We start from the raw sequence: 15,560 nt of genomic DNA on the forward strand, positions 1-15,560 counted from the left end.
GACTCCGCGAAGTGCACGACCCGTCGTTCGCCCCGTCCCTCCACGGTGCCGCATCGGCGTGGGGCGGTTTCCGCGACGGAGGGGCTCAGCACCGGGCACGTCGACCTACAGGAACGAGTCCACGTCCTGCTGCCCCTCGAATGCGGGAGCGGGTCCAGAGCCGAACTACTTGTGCGCGGTGCTGAGCTCGTAGCCCGCCTCCCGACCGCGGCGCGCACCTCCGCGAGGTCCAACGCCCGGCCGCTGGTCACCGTGACCGCGCGGTCTCGACGTGGGCCGAGACGGCGGTGACACCGGCGATGCGTTCGATCTCCTCGGTGACGAAGCCCGCGCAGTGCCGCACGCCATGCCGCTGACGATGTAGGTGCTTTCGACCAACTCGCGGCGACGGCGTTGACTGGAACGGTGCGGGTGAGCATGTGCGCCGTGCAGGGTGTAACGGGCGGCGAGCCGGTCGCCGTGCGCCAGGGCCTCGTACACCTCCATCCCGGCTACTGGGGTGGTGCTTGCGCACCGGACGGGTGTGCGCGATCAGCTTGTCCCGGTCCATCCGGTGCCCGTCGGTGACCTGGACACCGGGCCGGGCGGAAGTCCAGCGGGAGGCGGCAAGAGCACTGCACACCAGCCTGTCCGGGTCTTCGCCGCCGCCGTGCGCCTTCACATGCCGAGACCGGTACCGTACTCTCCGTAACGGAGATGGCACCGTCTGGGCCGGGGAACCTGTGGAGGCCGGGGACACGATCGCGGGCCGTTACCGGCTGCTGGTGCGGATCGGCGCCGGTGGCATGGGTGTGGTGTGGCGGGCCATGGACCGCGAGCTCGGCCGGGAAGTGGCGGTGGAGCACGCGCTGGTCGATGACGCGCGCAGGCTGGAAACCGAGGCGCGGACGGCTGCCTCGCTCGCGCATCCGCACATCGTCACGGTGTACGACATGGTGGTCGGGACGCCAGGTGCTGGCCGGTGATGGAGTACGTGCCCTCCCGCAGCCTCGCCGAGATCGTCGCCGCGAACGGGCCGCTGCCGCCCGCGCCGGTGGTCGAACTGGGCACCAGATCGCCGGCGCGCTCAGCGAAGTGCACGCCCGCGGGATCGCGCACGGGGACGTGACCCCGCACAACATCCTGGTCACCACGGACGGGGTGGCCAAGCTGGCCGACTTCGGCATCTCCCGCGCGCTGTGGAGCGATGCCGCCCAGACCGCGGCGGGTCGGCCCGCGGCAAGCCCGCCTACCTCGCGCCCGAGGTCGCCAGGGGCGGGGTCGCACAGCGCGCCCCGGACGTGTTCTCCTTGGGCGCCCACCTGTTCTACGCGACCGAGGGGCGTTCGCCGCTGGGCACGGCGGACAACCCGATGACGTGGGAGTGGCGCTCCGGCAGCGGCCACCTCGACACCCCGGCCAGCGCAGGGGCTGCTCAACGCCGCCGCGCTGAGCGGGTTCGGCGAGCCGGACCTGGCCGTGCCGGGGTAATCAGCGCCGCTCATCCCCGGCAGATCCGCCACTCCTCGGACGTCAGCGGTGGTTCGGTCAAGGCCGGGCGACCCGGGCCGAGGAGAGCGCCGAGCAGGACCCGCGGTGCCAGCAGCCGCAGCGGGGACGCGGAGAGGGTGTAGACGTCGAACTGTGCGGCGGCCACCGCGGGACGTCCGGTGGCCGCCCAGGAGAGGCGGTCCAGGAATGCCTGGCGAAGTCCGGCGAGGCGGCCGGGGCGGGGCCCGATGGTGTTGGGGTAGCGGAGGTCCTGGCTGGTGGCCATTGCCCAGGCCAGGTCCGCTTGGCGTGCGACGGCGCGTTGGATGATCGGGCCGCCGCGGTGGATTCCGTTGTGTCGCAGGCCGCTGCGGAGGGCGAGGGCGCCGCGGGCGGCGATGGCCATGCCGTGGCCGTAGACGGGGTTGACGGTGCAGGCGGCGTCGCCGAGCACGACAAAGCCGGTGGGCCAGGGCTTGATGCGTTCGTAGTGCCGTCGGCGGTTGCCGGGTATGCGGTACTGCTGTGGCGCGGTCAGCGGTTCGGCGTGGGCGATGAGGTCGGCGATGACCGGGTGCCGGAGGTCTCTGGCGAAGCGGGCGAAGCCCTCGTCGTCGACCGGCGGCTTGGCTGAGCGCGGGCCGACCAGCGTGACGATCCAGCGGTGGTCCTCGATGGGCAGCAGGACACCGGCTTGCAGCAGCGGGCTGACTGTCGGGTCGGAGGCGATGTTGATCTCGGGGAAGTTGTGCCTCGCGCCTTCGGGAGCGCGGTAGAAGCGGGTGGCGTAGAAGATGTCCGGGTCGATCTTCTCTTCGGTGACCGCGGGCAGACCGAGGTCGGCGAGCCAGCGCGGGGCGCGGGAAGTGTTCCCGGTGGCGTCGATGACGAGGTCTGCGTTGAGGTGGTCGATGGCCCCGGTGTCGCGGTCGCGTAGCCGTGCACCGGTGATCCGCTGGGCGTCGCCGAGGAGGCCGATCGCCTCGGTGCCCTCGCGGACCGCGATCTTCTTGTCCCGCAACACTTTCTCGCGGACTACCCAGTCGAGCAAGGCGCGGGAGCAGCTGATCAGGAACTGGGCTTCGTCGAAGCGCCGCAGCCAGCCGCGGGAGGCCAGGGCCAGGAACCGGCTCGGCAGGCCGATGCGCTGGGCGCCGTGCGCGATGAGGGTGTTGATGGTGCCCGGCAGCAGTTGGTCGATCGCGTGCGCGCCGCCGGCGATCAGCACGTGCGTGTGGCCGGCCTGGGGGATGCCTCGGCGCTCAAGGGGCCCGTCCGGTAACCGGTCGCGTTCGATGATGGTGACCTGGTCGGCGAAGCCGGTGAGCGCGGACGCGGCGAGCATCCCGGCCAGCCCGCCACCCAGGACCACCGCGTGGATATTCATTCACACAGTAAATAGCAATACTTCCGGCCAGCTGCCTCCGAATATGGCGAATTAACCCCGATAGCCGCTACGGTCAACCGCATGGCGGCAAACCTCGACTACGCGTCCCCCGGCCCGTTCACCAGCCTGAACGGCCTGGATCCGCGCGTGCTGGAGTCCGCGGCCACTGATCCGGTGGACCTCTGCCGACCGGTCCGCAACCTGGTAATTCACCCCATGGACACACCGGAGTTGAACCTGCCAGCCGACCGCTTCGAGGACAACCAAATTCGGCCGGTGAATTCACTCCTCCAACGGCTGCTCGCACTCGATCCCGCGCCGCTGACCGTTCCGCGCGAACCCCGGAAACGCGTCATCGGCAGCTGCCGGCACTTCGCGGTGCTGGGCTGTGCGCTGCTGCGTCACCGGGGGATCGCCGCCCGCGCCCGCTGTGGCTTCGCCACCTACTTCCAGCCGGGGAAGGCCGTCGACCACTGGATCACCGAGTACTGGGACAACACGCGCTGGGTCCGCGTGGACACCGAGCACCTCGGCGGGAACGCGCTGCCCCACCCGCACGACCTGCGCCCCGGGGACTTCCTCACCGGCGGCGAGGCGTGGCTGGCCCATCGGCGCGGCGAGATCGACGCGTCCCGATTCGGCGTGGACGGCACCGAGAACTGGGGACCTGCCGAGATCAGCGGCAACGCCGTGCGCGACCTCGCCGCGCTGAACAAGGTCGAGATGCTGCCCTGGGACGAGTGGGGCCGCATGACCGAGGCCTACGCGGGCACGACCGGCCCGGACTACGACATCCTGCTCGACGAGCTGGCCAGGGTGTGCGCCGCCGACGATCCCTCGGCCCTGCGCGCGCTCTACGCGCACGAGGACCTGCGCGTGCCGGAGTCGATCAGCTCCGGACAGGGGCCGGAGGCTCTGGTTCCCTTGCCGTAGCGGACGAGGGCGGCTGCGAGCCACTTCTCGCTCACCCCCGTGTCTGCCGCATCCGGTTGCGGCGTCCCGTTGATGGTGGCCATCAGCGACAGGTACCCGGCGAGCAGACCGGTGAAGCCGGCGACGGCCTGCGCGGCGTGCCGGTGGGCGGCGCTGGTGGGATCGGGGTTGGTCATCGAGTGCCGCAACTGGGCGAGGTCGTGCTCGTTCAGGGCCGCGCCCGGTGGCGTCGGCGGTGAACTCGGCGATCGAGGCGAGCAGCCGCCCGGCGATCTTCCGCGCCCGGTCGGCGTCCGTCCAGTCCTCGAACCACTCCGGCCACTCGTGCGTCATGAACCCCCCTCGTGAAGCCCCTCCGGGGAGGCTAGCGGGCAGCCCCGACAACGCCGCCTGGCTCCGGCCCGCTGCTGTCACAACCGCAGCCGCCGTCTTGTCCTGCTTAGTGGACAGTCCCAGCAACGGAGGACCGCATGAGCGCTGAGCACGCACCCGGGTCAGGGCAGCTGCCCCTGGAGCCCGGGGGCAATGTGTTCGCCCCGCCAGGAAGCTCGGTCCTGACCGTGGTCGGCGCTGCTCGGGCCAGGAACGGTTCGCGGGCGGCGGGGGTGCGTTCGTCGGCCGAAGTGGCCGCGCGCCCCTACGGGTAGTAGCCCTCGACCGGGATCTTCGCCTTCTCGTACAGGTGCGGGCCGTCGGTCGGCACCTCGGGGAAGCCGCCGGTGGTCTTCAGTCCGTTGAGCTGGTCGGTCGACAGGGCAAACACAACGCGACCGAGACCGGACCTGGCCAGTGCGCCCGCGCACATTCCGCAGGGTTCGCAGCTGGTGTACATCGTGGTGCCGGCGGCCGTGGTGGCGTCCAGGGAGTGGGCGGCCCAGCGGGCCAGTTTCAGCTCGGGGTGTGCGGTGATGTCGCGGTCGGTGAGGCTGGAGTTGCGCTCTTCGGCCAGCACCGAGCCATCCGGGCCGACGAGTAGCGAGCCGAACGGCGGGTTCCCGCCCGCCCGCGCCTCGGCGGCCAGCTCGATCGCCCGCAGCAGGTGTTCCTGGCTCATGGGAAGTCCTTTCGCAGCAACTCTTTCCGTACGGTGGCCAGGGCGTGCCAGGCGACCTCCGGGTGGTGGGTCTCCGCCGGGTCGCCGAGGAACGGGTCCAGCACCACGGCCCGTGCTCCGTCGGCGCGAAGCCGGTGCAGGTCCTCGACGACCTGCTCGATCGTGCCCTCGCCCAGGCGTCGGTCCGGGACGGGCTCCTCGGTCAGGCGGAGCAGGATGCGGGGTGTCAAGCCGGGCAGTGGGCGCTGTTCCTCGGCGGTCAGGTTCTTCAGGCGGGTCAACGACTCCCGCCAGCCGTCGGGTGTCTGGCGCAGGGGGTGCCAGGCGTCGCCGAGCCGGATCGCGCGCCGGAGTGCGCCGTCGCTCTGGCCGCCCACCCAGATCGGGATGGCGCCCGCGCGGTAGCCCTCGTCCTGCCAGGCCGCGCGGACTGTGGTGATCAGCTCGTCGGTCAGCTTTCCCCTGCGGTGGAACGGAACTCCGAGCGCCTCGAACTCCTGCCGCGCCCAGCCGACCCCGACCCCGAGCACGAGGCGGCCGCCGCTGAGCTCGCTCAGGTTCGCCGCCATCCGCGCGACCAGCAGCGGATGGCGGTACGGCGCGATCAGCACGGTGGTGCCCAGGGTGATCCGCTCGGTGACCCCGGCGAGCCAGGACAGGGTGGTGAACGGTTCGTAGAACGGCGCGGGGTACTGCTCGGCGACATCGGGCGTCACCGACACGTGGTCGGAGACCATGAGCAGGTCGAAACCCAGGCCCTCCACCGTCCGCGCCCAGTCTCGCAGCACCGCCGGGGTGGTGCCGGGGCCGAAGTTGGGGACGTTCACACCGAGCAACATGTGATCAAGGCTATGCCGATCAGCCGATCGTACAAAAGAGACTGTCCACGGCGTTTGGCCGTGCTCGCCGTGGATCTCACGGTAGTTTCGGGCCATGGCCGAGACCATGGACCTCACCGACTGGATGATCGTCGCGGAGCTGCAGCGGGACGGCCGCCTCGCGCTCACCGAGCTCGGCCGCCGGGTCAACCTCAGCGCCTCGGCCACCACCGAACGGGTCAAGCGGCTGGAGCACGCCGGGGTCATCACCGGCTACCGCGCCGTCGTTGACCTGGACAAGGTGGGCTACCCCGTGCTGGCCGTGGTGCGCCTGAAGTACCCCGGCCACCAGCACCAGCCGCTGCACCGGCTGCTCGCCGAGCGCGCCGAGATCCTGGAGTGCCTGCGCATCACCGGCGAGGACTGCTACACCCTCAAGGTCGCGGCCACCTCGATGCCGCACCTGGAGCAGGTGGTCAACGAGCTGACCGCGTTCGGCAGCACCACGACCAACATCGTCTACAGCCAGCCGCTGCCCTACCGCGGCATCGGCCGGACGCCCGCTCCCTGACCGACTGAGCGGTTCCACCTCGGGGACTACTGGGTGGTCTACGGGTGCCCACCACAATTGCCCGGCCGTGCGCCCCGCCGGAGAGTTCCCGGCGGGCCGGCACGCGTCGGCGGGCGGCCCACTCCACCAGTTCCCCCCTGTATCGGAGCTGCTCATGTCCAAGAACAAACGCGTCCTCGGCGTGCTCGTCGCCGGGTTCGCCGTGATGGCCGGTGTCGCGGCGCCGGGCCCTGCCGCCGCCTCCGCCGAGACCGGGTACCTCGTGCTGTTGCGCGACGGTCAGGCGGAGGCGGCGACGGTCGCCGCGGCCGGGCTGGCCCAGCGGTACGGCCTCGCGGTCGGGCACACCTATGACACCGCGGTGCGCGGGTTCGCCGCGCGGATGTCGCCGCAGCGGGCCAGGGCGCTGGCCGGTGACCCGGCGGTGGCGCTGGTCGAGCCGGACGGGATCGCCCGCGGGCAGGAGACCCAGCTGAACCCGACCTGGGGGCTGGACCGGGTGGACCAGCGGGACCTGCCGCTGGACCGCAAGTACAGCTACCGCGGCAAGGGCGAGGGGGTCACCGTCTACGTGGTGGACTCCGGGGTGGACTACTGGCAGTCCGACTTCGGCGGGCGGGCTTCCAGCGGTTACGACTTCATCGACAACGACGCCGACGCCGCCGACTGCGCCGGGCACGGCACGCACGTGGCAGGCACCGTGGGCAGCAACACCTACGGCGTGGCCAAGGGCGCCAAGGTGGTCTCGGTGCGGGTGCTGGGCTGCAACAACAGCGGGCCGTGGTCGGGCATCATCAAGGGCATCGACTGGGTGGCCAAGAACGCCCGCAAGCCCGCGGTGATCACGCTCAGCCTCGGCGGCGGTGTGACCTCCACAGTGGACCAGGCGGTGCAGGGCGCGATCCGGGCCGGGGTGACCGCGACGGTGGCCGCGGGCAACGGCGGGCAGGACGCGTGCGGCGTCTCACCGGCCAGGGTGCCCGAGGCGATCACCGTGGCGGCCAGCGACAGCCAGGACCGGCGGTCGATCTTCGGCGGGAGCCAGTCCTCGAACTTCGGGCGCTGCACGGACCTCTTCGCGCCGGGCAGCAACATCACCTCGCTGCGCAACGGCGGCGGCACCCAGCAGATGAACGGCACCTCGATGGCCACCCCGCACGTGGCCGGCGCGGCGGCGCTGTACCTGGGCGGCAATCCCGGTGCCAGCCCGAGCCAGGTCACCTCGGCGGTGACCGGCGGCGCGACCGCGGGCAAGATCACCGACGGTCGTGGCTCGCCCAACAAGCTGCTGCACACCGCGTCCCTGTCCGCGCGCTGAACCGCTTCCCGGAAGGACGAACACCATGACCAGACCCAGAACAAGGCTGCTCGGCATCGCCGCGGTGCTGCTGGCGCTGCCGCTGAGCGTGGGCTCCGCGCTCGCCGCGCCGGGCGGGACCCTGCCCGGCGCGGCCCCCACCGACCTGGCCCGGGTGCCCGATGGCGCGCAGGGGCAGAGCATCGGCGGTGAACCGGCCTCGGTGCGCGAGTACCCATACCTGATCGCCGCGCTGCGCGAGGGCGGCAGCAGGCCGCGCGGGCAGAGCTGCACCGGCTCGGTGATCGCACCGCGCAAGGTCCTCGTGGCCGCGCACTGCAAGGAGCTCCAGGGCCGCAAGACCGTGCTCTACGGCCTGGACGACGTGGCCAAGCCCGGCGGCACCCAGCTCAACGTGGTGGACTACAAAACTCACCCCAGCTACCGCCACTTCGCCAGCGGCTACGACGTCGCGGTGATCACCACCGACGCCGACATCCCGGTGCCCGCCGGTGGTTACGCCACGATCGCCAGTTCCGCCGACACCGGGCTGGAGAAGCCGGGCCGGACCGTGTTCAGCCTCGGCTACGGCAAGAAGAGCCACAGCGACAGCCCGCCGGATGCCAGTCTGCACAAGCTGACCCTGCCGATCGTGGAACCGCGGCAGTGCACCGGGGTCGAGCAGGGCGCGGATCCGAAGACGATGATCTGCGCCGGTTACGCCGACGGCCGCAAGACCATCCTGCCCGGGGACAGCGGCGGTCCGCTGGTCGCCGACGGCAAGGTGATCGGGCTGGCGTCCTGGAGCCGCAGCGACTTCCGCTGGTACAGCATCTACGCCCGGCTCAACAACGAGATGGGCGACTGGGTCCGGGAGCAGATCGGGGACCCGCCGCCCACCGGCGCGTTCACCCTGTCCGCGGTGCCCGCCGCGGCGAAGGTCGAGCCCGGCAAGCACGTCTCGGTGAGCGTGACCAGCAAGGCGGGCAACGGCGGGGCGGAACAGGTCGCGCTCAGCGCCACCGGTCTGCCCGAGGGCGCCACGGCGACCTTCCAGCCCTCGACCATCACCAGCGGCGAGACCGCAAAGCTCACCATCGAGACCGCGCCGGGCACGGCGGAGCGGGAGTACCGGATCACCTTGTCCGGCAAGGGAAAGACCGACACCGTGAGCACGGCGCTGACCCTCACCGTCGGCAAGGGCGGGCAGCCCGGCGACCTCGCGGTGGCGGTGAACCCCGGCTCCGGCTCCGGCAGGCCCAGCACGCTGCTCGCCGCCACCGTCACCGTGACCGGCGGCACCGGCACGATCACCTTGTCCGCCAGCGGAACCGGTCTGATCATCCAGCCGATGTTCAACCCGCGGACGGTCAACGCGGGCGGCAGCTCCACCATGCAGGTGTTCGCGCCGCACCAGCCCGGCAGCTACCCGGTCACCGTGACCGCGACCGACAGCGCGGGCAAGAAGGCCAGTGCCGTCTACACCCTGACCGTCCAGTGACCCGCGGAACGAGGCGGATTCCCATGCACACCAAGGCAAAAGCCCTGCTCGCGCTCGGGCTGCTGGCCCCGGCGCTCACCCTCGGCGCCACCGCGGCGCAGGCCGCGCCCGCGGAGGGCACCGTGGTCCAGGCCCGGCAGCACTACGGCGACCAGTACATCGTCGTGCTGCGCGACGATGTGGCCACCGGTCAGGCCACCTCCGCCGCGCTGGCCCAGCGCTACGGCGGCGAACTGCGCTCCACCTACACCCACACCCTCCGCGGTTTCTCGGTGCGGAGCATGACCGAGCAGCAGGCCCGCAGACTGGCCGCCGACCCCGCGGTGAAGTCGGTGCACCAGGACGGCACCGCCCGCGGCGCGGACACCCAGCCCAACCCCACCTGGGGCCTGGACCGGGTCGACCAGAAGAACCTGCCGCTGGACCGCGCCTACACCTACCCGAACACCGGCGAAGGGGTCACCGCCTACGACATCGACAGCGGCATCGACCCCGGCAACCCGGAGTACGAGGGCAGGGCCAGCCTCGGCAAGGACTTCTTCGGCGGCAACGGCTACGACTGCCACGGGCACGGCAGCCACACCGCGGGCACCATGGGCAGCAAGACCTACGGCGTGGCCAAGAAGATCAAGATCGTCGGCCTGAAGGTGCTCGGCTGCGACAACACCGGGCCGGACTCCGGCATCATCGACGCCGTGGAATGGGTCACCGCCAACGCGCGCAAGCCCGCGGTGGCCAACATGAGCCTCACCATGGACGCCCCGGGGGTCGGCGACGACGCGGTGAAGGCCTCGGTGGCCTCGGGCGTGGTCTACACCGTGGCCGCGGGCAACAACTCCCGCGACGCCTGCGGCACCAGCCCGGCCCGGGTGCCGGAGGTGATCACGGTGGGCGGCACCAACAACATGGACAACCGGTACATGGGTTCCAACATCGGCACCTGCGTGGACATCTTCGCCCCCGGGGAGAACGTCACCTCGATCAGCAAGGGCAACAGCGGTGGCGGCAGCACGAACATGACCGGCACCTCGATGGCGGCCCCGCACGTGGGCGGCGCGGCGGCGCTGTACCTGGCCGCCAACCCCGGCGCGAGCCCGCAGCAGGTCCGCGACGCCCTGGTCAACGGCGCCACCGACGGCGTCATCCGCAACGTGGGCAGCGGCTCGCCGAACAAGCTGCTCAACGTCTCGGCGATCAGCGGCGGGCCGGGGCCGAAGTGCGGGATTCGCACCAACACCACACCGGTGCCCATCCCGGACGCCGGTGACGCGGTGACCAGCTCGGTCACCCAGGAAGGCTGCCCCGGCACGGCATCGGCGACGCTGCCGGTCAAGGTGGACATCAGCCACGCCTACTCCGCGGACCTGGTGCTCGACCTGATCGGCCCCAGCGGGAAGTCCTTCCGGCTCAAGGACTCCGGCGGGATCGGTTCCGCGGGTGGGGTGCACCAGACCTTCACCGTGGACGCCTCCTCGGAGAACGCCAACGGCACGTGGAAGCTGAGCGCCAGGGACGTGTACCGCTTCGACGCGGGCACGATCGAGGGCTTCGCCATCACGTTCTGACCGGGTCTCCGAGGCACCTGCCCGGTGGGCCGCCGCAAGCAGGGACGGCGGCCCACCGGGCGAATCCCCCACTCCCAGAACAGGAACACGCATGCGCGCCAGCACGACCAGCGGACTCCGGGCGACCATCGCCCTCCTCCTCGCCGCCGGGCTGCTCGCCCCGGCCGCGGCCGCCGCAGACGCCGCCCCGGCTCGCGTCTTCGAGCAGCCAGGACCGCACCAGGTCACCGTGGTCAAGGGCGGCCCCGACCACACCCTCTACCACCCCGCGGGCCTGGCCGGGATCAGCACACCGCTGCCGGTGCTGGTGTGGGGCAACGGAACCGGCGTGAACACCGAACCGTACGACCTCATGCTGCGCCACATCGCCTCCTGGGGCGTGGTGATCGCGGCGGCCAACACCACGCAGTCCGGCAGCGGCCAGGAGATGCTGGCCGGCGCCCGGTTCCTGATCGCGGAGGACCAGCGCCCGGGCAGCGCGTTCCACGGCAAGATCGACGAGACCAGGATCGCCGCCGCCAGCCACTCCCAGGGCGGCGGTGGCGCGATCGCCGCGGGCGCGGACCCGCTGATCAACACCACCGTGCCGATCCAGCCGGGACCGCAGGGCAGGGTCGGCGCGCTGCACGGCCCGGCCTTCTTCGTCGCCGGGCAGGTCGACCTGATCGTGCCCTCGCTGTTCGTCAGGGCCCGGTACGGCGGGGCCGGTCAGGTGCCCGCGGTGCTGGGCGAGGTGCGTGGCGGCGGCCACTTCCTGCTCGGCGAGACCCGGACCAGGGTGCTGGGCGCGGTCACCGCGTGGCTGCGGTACTGGCTGGCCGGTGACCAGCGGGCGAAGTCGGTGTTCTTCGGCCAGGAGTCCTCCTGCGAACTGTGCGGGGACGAGGCGTGGTCCGCGCACGCGCGCAACGACAAGGCCAAGCAGATCAGCTGAGGGCCTACGAGCCGGGCAGGTTCGAGGCCATGGCCAGCGCAGCGCCCGGTAGCTGGAGGTCGTGGCGGGAGCGGACGTTGTGCTTGCGCAGCAGCTTGCCCACGTGCTCCTCCACCGTCCGGCGGGACAGGAACAGGATCTCGGCGATCTCCCGGTTGGTGTGGCCCGCCACCACCAGCCGGGCGATCTCCTGTTCGCGCGGGGACATGGCGTCGCCGTAGCCCCGACCCGACCGGTGCGCAGGGGTGCGGATCCCGTTGCGGCGCAGGTGGTCCCGGCACCGGGCGGCATCGCGGGCCGCGCCGGTTCGCTCGTAGCGGCCGACCAGGTCGACCAGGTGCGCGGGGTCGGCGGGCGCGCCGGTGGTGAGGGCGAGCTCGGCCAGGCGGTCGGCGCGGTAGGCGAAACCGAGCTCGGCGTGCCGCCGCCGGGCAAGCTCGAACTGCTCGGCCGCGGCGGCCAGGTCGCCGCGGGCGCGGGCGAGGTGGGCCTGGCAGGCCAGCACCGAGGCCTGGGCGAGCGGGGCGTGCCGGGCCCGCACGGCGCGGCCCAGGTCGGCGGTGAGCGCGGCCGCCTCCCCGGCCCGGCCCTGTGCGCAGTAGGCCTCCACCGCGTGCGGCACGAACTCCCCCGCCCAGGTCCAGCCGCCCTTGGCGCGCAACTGCTCCGCGGCCCGGTCGGCCTGCGCGCAGGCCTCGGCCAGGCGTTCCTGTTCCAGCAGCATCCGGATGGTGCCGCCGGCCACGCCCAGCAGCACCGGGAACACCGCGTTGGCCGCTTCGGCGCAGCGGGTGGCCTGGAAGCAGCGCTCTGCCTCGTGCCAGTCGCCGCGGGCCACCGCCAGCCAGGCGCGCACCAGCCAGGCCTCGCTGGCCATCGGGTACAGCTCGGGGTGCGCGGCCAGCAGGTCGGCCGCGCGGGCGTCCAGGTCGTGCCAGTGACCCTCGGCCCAGTCCAGCCGCAACCGGGTCGCCTCGGCCGAACCGGCGGCGTAGCACGCGCCGAGCCCGGTGGTCAGGTGCCGGGAGCGGTTGAGCGCCCGGCGCGCGGCGGCGTTCGCGCCGGTCCAGGCGAAGGCGTCGGCGAGGTTGACGTGCAGCCGCGCCAGCTGCCTGCGCGCCCCGGCCTCGGTGGCGTGTTCGGGCGCGGCCGCCACGGCGCTCTCGGCGTCGAGCTCGCCCAGGTGCACCCGGCAGGCCAGGGTGTTGGCCAGCAGGCCCAGGCGCAGCTCAGCATCGGCCCCGGCCGGGGTGTCGCGTTCCACCCGCCGCACCCAGGCCCGGTGCTCGGCGACCGGGGTGGCGCCCAGGAAGGGCAGGGCGAGCAGGGACATCCCGCGCAGCCGCGCGCCGCCGTGGTCCAGGTCCCGGACCGCGGCCGTCAGCTGGGTCCGGCTGCTCTCGATGCCCTCGGCCTGGCGGGCCAGCAGCAGCCCGTGGCACAGCCGCACCTCCGCGCGCAGCTCCTCGGACAGGCCGGGGTCGGCCAGCAACCGCCGCACCGTCGCGGCCGCCTGCCGCTGGTGGGTGCCCGCCGGGGCGAGCCGGCACAGGGCCCGCACCAGGCCCGCGCGGTCGGCGCCGCCGAGATCGGCCGCCAGCAGGGTGGTGAGCACCTCGATCGCCGTGCTCAGGTCGCCGACCCGCTGGGCCGCCTCGATCAGCTCCCGCCCGTAGCGCAGCGCCAGCGCGGACTCCCCCGCCTGCCCGCTGTGCTCGGTCAGCCGCCGCAGTGGCAGCGGATCCGCCCGCGCCAGCAGGCGGATCGCCCGGCGGTGCAGCTCCTGCCGGTGCGGCCCGGCCAGCGACCGGTACACCGCGCGCCGGGCCAGCGGGTGCCGCAGGGTGTAGTGGCAGGCGGACTCCTCGCGCAGCACCCCGGCGGCCAGCAGCGCGGTCACCGCCGCCCTGGCCCGGCCCACGGGCAGACCGGCGACCGAACCGAGGTCCTCGGCGGTGGCGGGCCCGGCCAGCACGGCCGCGGCCTCGGCGACCAGCCGGGCGGGCCGGGGCACGGCGTGCAGGGCCGAGTCCAGCTGCTCGCGCACCCCTGGCAGCTCCAGCGCGCCGAGCAGTTCGGCGGCGGTGCGGCCGTCGGCGGGTGGCCAGCCGGTGCGGGCGAGCTCGGTGAGCGCCTCGGTCAGCACCGCCGGGATGCCCGCGGTCTGCGCGGTCAGCTCACCGGCCAGGCCGTCGGCCGGGCCGAGGCGGTCCTGGACCAGCTGCGCCACCTCCGGCTCGGCCAGCGGTCCGACCGCGATCCGCAGCACCGTGGTCCCCGGCGCGGGGCGGACCAGCGGCTGGGTCAGCTCGGCCGGCCGGTGGCTCAGCACCACCGACAGGCCGGGTGGCGGCGCGGCCAGCAGGTGCCGGAGCACGGTGCGGGAGTCCGGATCAGCCCACTGCACGTCCTCGGCGACCAGCACCACCCGGCCGAGGGCGGCCAGCACATCGCGCACCCCCCGGCACACCAGGTGCGCCAGCTCGACCGGATCCGCGCGCTCCGGTGGCGGTGGCAGGCGGTCGGCCAGCTCCGGCAGGTGCACCGCGAGCGCGCCCGCGGCGGCGGAGTCGAACACCGAGGGCCGCGGCCGCTCCCGCAGGCAGGAGCGCAGGCCCTCGGCCAGCACGCCGTAGCGGAACGGCGTGCCCGGCTGGCAGCGGCCGAGCACCACCGCGACCGAGCGCCGGTCCAGCTCCGCCAGGGCGGCGCTGATCAGGTGCGTCTTGCCGATGCCCGCCTCGCCGCTGACCAGCACCAGGGAAGGGGTGGCCCGCAGTGCCGAGGTGAGCGCGGCCAGCTCGGCCGCGCGCCCGGAGGTAGCCATCACCGCACCGTCCTTCCGCCAGGTCTACTGACGAGTACGACAATGCGGCACCGGCCACAGTGGCCACCGGGTTTGCGCCAATGCGCCATTTCCGGTCCGGATGATGCCGGAACGCGCTCACCAGCCACCCGACCATCGACGGTGTCCGGCACCGGCCAGGTGACGGCACACTGCCCGGGTGCCGACCCCGCTGGGTGAACCGGACCTCATGCTCGTCGAGGCGCTGCAACTCGCGCCCCGGGCCCCGTGGGCGGTGCTCGGCGCGGCGATCGGGGTGGACGCGCGCACCGCCGCCCGCCGGTGGGAGCGGCTGCGGGCCGGCGGGCTGGCCTGGCTGACCGCCTACGTGCCGCCGCCGACGCTGACCATCGGCTACCTGGACCTGGCCTGCCGCCCGGACCGGATCGCCGCGCTCAGCGCCGAGCTGTGCTCCTGGCCGCCGGTGTTCAGCGTCGAGCACACCACCGGCCGCCACCAGCTGTTCCTCGGTGTGGACGCGGTGGACCTGGCCGCCCTGGACACCCTGGTGACCAGCCGGATCGGCGCGCTGGACGGGGTGCTGTCGCTGCGGCTGACCGTGGTCTCCCAGGTGTACCGGGAAGGCGGCGACTGGCTGGCCCGCGCCCTCACCCCGGACCAGCGCGCCCAGCTACCAGCCCCCGCGCCGCTCCCCCACCCGTCCACCACCACCCCGTGGAACAGGCTGGACGCGGACCTGGTGCGGGAGCTGACGATCGAGCCGCGGCGCAGCGCCGCCGAGCTGGCCCAGCGCTGTGGCGCGGGCAACGCCACCGTGCGCAGGCGGTTGCAGCGCATCCTGCGGCACCGCGAACTGGACTTCCGCTGCGACATCGCCAACGCGCTGGCCGGCTGGCCGGTCACCGCGATGTACCGGATCACCGTCCCGGCCGACCAGCTCGCCGAGTCCGCCCGCGCGCTGGCCGCGTTGCCCGAGACCCGGCTGTGCAGCGCGGTGATCGGCGATCACAACCTGCTGCTGGCCGCCTGGCTGCACGGCACCGGCGACTGCGCGGACTTCGAGGCCAGGATGCGCCTGGCCGCGCCCGCGGTCGCTGTCGACGAGCGCAACCTCAGCCTGCGGATCCCGAAGCGGATGGGCCGGTTGCTCAACCGCGAGGGGCGGGCGGTCGGCCAGGTGCCGATGGCGCCCGCCCGCTGACGGGACCGATCCCGGGCCCGATC

The 15,560-nt window shown here is 73.0% G+C and carries 13 protein-coding genes; 9 read left to right on the forward strand and 4 right to left on the reverse strand.

The window, feature by feature from the left end; genetic code table 11:
* Window positions 1–722 precede the first annotated feature (722 nt).
* Together M8C13_RS00610 and M8C13_RS00615 are read left to right on the forward strand one after the other, a co-directional pair.
* Window positions 723–965 (forward strand): hypothetical protein, encoded by a 243-nt coding sequence (locus M8C13_RS00610; RefSeq protein ID WP_252478411.1) that lies wholly within the window; start codon window positions 723–725, stop codon window positions 963–965.
* Window positions 856–1,356, forward strand: a complete 501-nt coding sequence (locus tag M8C13_RS00615) for a protein kinase (protein ID WP_252478412.1) — start codon at window positions 856–858, stop codon at window positions 1,354–1,356. Before M8C13_RS00610 ends, M8C13_RS00615 begins: the two co-directional genes overlap by 110 nt.
* Before the next feature lie 124 nt (window positions 1,357–1,480).
* On the opposite strand, the gene M8C13_RS00620 is transcribed toward M8C13_RS00615, so the two are convergent.
* Complete coding sequence (locus M8C13_RS00620; protein ID WP_252478413.1) at window positions 1,481–2,857, reverse strand: NAD(P)/FAD-dependent oxidoreductase; 1,377 nt, start codon at window positions 2,855–2,857, stop codon at window positions 1,481–1,483.
* Window positions 2,858–2,938: 81 nt separating this feature from the next.
* Between M8C13_RS00620 and M8C13_RS00625 the strand changes: the two genes are divergently transcribed.
* Window positions 2,939–3,790 (forward strand): transglutaminase-like domain-containing protein, encoded by an 852-nt coding sequence (locus M8C13_RS00625; protein ID WP_252478414.1) that lies wholly within the window; start codon window positions 2,939–2,941, stop codon window positions 3,788–3,790.
* A 637-nt stretch (window positions 3,791–4,427) separates the two neighbouring features.
* On the opposite strand, the gene M8C13_RS00630 is transcribed toward M8C13_RS00625, so the two are convergent.
* Window positions 4,428–4,844 carry a nucleoside deaminase gene (locus M8C13_RS00630; RefSeq protein ID WP_252478415.1) on the reverse strand — a complete coding sequence of 139 codons (417 nt, stop codon included), beginning with the start codon at window positions 4,842–4,844 and terminating at the stop codon, window positions 4,428–4,430.
* Window positions 4,841–5,683, reverse strand: coding sequence for an LLM class flavin-dependent oxidoreductase (locus M8C13_RS00635; RefSeq protein WP_252478416.1), 843 nt, complete (start codon window positions 5,681–5,683; stop codon window positions 4,841–4,843). Before M8C13_RS00635 ends, M8C13_RS00630 begins: the two co-directional genes overlap by 4 nt.
* A 94-nt stretch (window positions 5,684–5,777) precedes the next feature.
* On the opposite strand from M8C13_RS00635, the gene M8C13_RS00640 reads away from it, so the two are divergent.
* The 5 genes from M8C13_RS00640 (at window position 5,778) to M8C13_RS00660 (ending at window position 11,530) form a co-directional block, all read left to right on the forward strand.
* Window positions 5,778–6,233 (forward strand): Lrp/AsnC family transcriptional regulator, encoded by a 456-nt coding sequence (locus tag M8C13_RS00640; protein WP_252478417.1) that lies wholly within the window; start codon window positions 5,778–5,780, stop codon window positions 6,231–6,233.
* Between the two features lie 154 nt (window positions 6,234–6,387).
* Entirely contained in the window at window positions 6,388–7,551 is a 1,164-nt protein-coding gene (locus tag M8C13_RS00645; RefSeq protein WP_252478418.1) for a S8 family peptidase, read from the forward strand.
* A gap of 25 nt (window positions 7,552–7,576) precedes the next feature.
* Window positions 7,577–9,031: a trypsin-like serine protease gene (locus M8C13_RS00650; protein WP_252478419.1), complete on the forward strand. Its 1,455-nt coding sequence runs from the start codon at window positions 7,577–7,579 to the stop codon at window positions 9,029–9,031.
* A gap of 23 nt (window positions 9,032–9,054) precedes the next feature.
* A complete protein-coding gene (locus tag M8C13_RS00655; protein WP_252478420.1) occupies window positions 9,055–10,596 on the forward strand; it encodes a S8 family peptidase in 1,542 nt (513 codons plus the stop codon).
* A gap of 91 nt (window positions 10,597–10,687) precedes the next feature.
* Window positions 10,688–11,530, forward strand: a complete 843-nt coding sequence (locus M8C13_RS00660) for an acetylxylan esterase (protein ID WP_252478421.1) — start codon at window positions 10,688–10,690, stop codon at window positions 11,528–11,530.
* Between the two features lie 4 nt (window positions 11,531–11,534).
* Here M8C13_RS00660 and M8C13_RS00665 read toward each other — a convergent pair whose 3' ends face one another.
* Window positions 11,535–14,357: an AAA family ATPase gene (locus M8C13_RS00665; RefSeq protein WP_252478422.1), complete on the reverse strand. Its 2,823-nt coding sequence runs from the start codon at window positions 14,355–14,357 to the stop codon at window positions 11,535–11,537.
* Window positions 14,358–14,535: 178 nt separating this feature from the next.
* Here M8C13_RS00665 and M8C13_RS00670 point away from each other — a divergent pair, with 178 nt between their 5' ends.
* Window positions 14,536–15,537, forward strand: coding sequence for an Lrp/AsnC ligand binding domain-containing protein (locus M8C13_RS00670; RefSeq protein WP_252478423.1), 1,002 nt, complete (start codon window positions 14,536–14,538; stop codon window positions 15,535–15,537).
* Window positions 15,538–15,560: the final 23 nt, after the last annotated feature.

The organism is Crossiella sp. SN42, assembly GCF_023897065.1.
Classification (GTDB): Bacteria; Actinomycetota; Actinomycetes; order Mycobacteriales; family Pseudonocardiaceae; genus Crossiella.

Excerpts from the sequence above, each read along its gene's own strand:
- M8C13_RS00615 (WP_252478412.1), top strand. The coding sequence starts at position 856 with ATGACGCGCGCAGGCTGGAAACCGAGGCGCGGACGGCTGCCTCGCTCG.
- M8C13_RS00620 (WP_252478413.1), bottom strand. The coding sequence starts at position 2,857 with ATGAATATCCACGCGGTGGTCCTGGGTGGCGGGCTGGCCGGGATGCTC.
- M8C13_RS00625 (WP_252478414.1), top strand. The coding sequence starts at position 2,939 with ATGGCGGCAAACCTCGACTACGCGTCCCCCGGCCCGTTCACCAGCCTG.
- M8C13_RS00630 (WP_252478415.1), bottom strand. The coding sequence starts at position 4,844 with ATGAGCCAGGAACACCTGCTGCGGGCGATCGAGCTGGCCGCCGAGGCG.
- M8C13_RS00635 (WP_252478416.1), bottom strand. The coding sequence starts at position 5,683 with ATGTTGCTCGGTGTGAACGTCCCCAACTTCGGCCCCGGCACCACCCCG.
- M8C13_RS00640 (WP_252478417.1), top strand. The coding sequence starts at position 5,778 with ATGGCCGAGACCATGGACCTCACCGACTGGATGATCGTCGCGGAGCTG.
- M8C13_RS00645 (WP_252478418.1), top strand. The coding sequence starts at position 6,388 with ATGTCCAAGAACAAACGCGTCCTCGGCGTGCTCGTCGCCGGGTTCGCC.
- M8C13_RS00650 (WP_252478419.1), top strand. The coding sequence starts at position 7,577 with ATGACCAGACCCAGAACAAGGCTGCTCGGCATCGCCGCGGTGCTGCTG.
- M8C13_RS00655 (WP_252478420.1), top strand. The coding sequence starts at position 9,055 with ATGCACACCAAGGCAAAAGCCCTGCTCGCGCTCGGGCTGCTGGCCCCG.
- M8C13_RS00660 (WP_252478421.1), top strand. The coding sequence starts at position 10,688 with ATGCGCGCCAGCACGACCAGCGGACTCCGGGCGACCATCGCCCTCCTC.
- M8C13_RS00665 (WP_252478422.1), bottom strand. The coding sequence starts at position 14,357 with ATGGCTACCTCCGGGCGCGCGGCCGAGCTGGCCGCGCTCACCTCGGCA.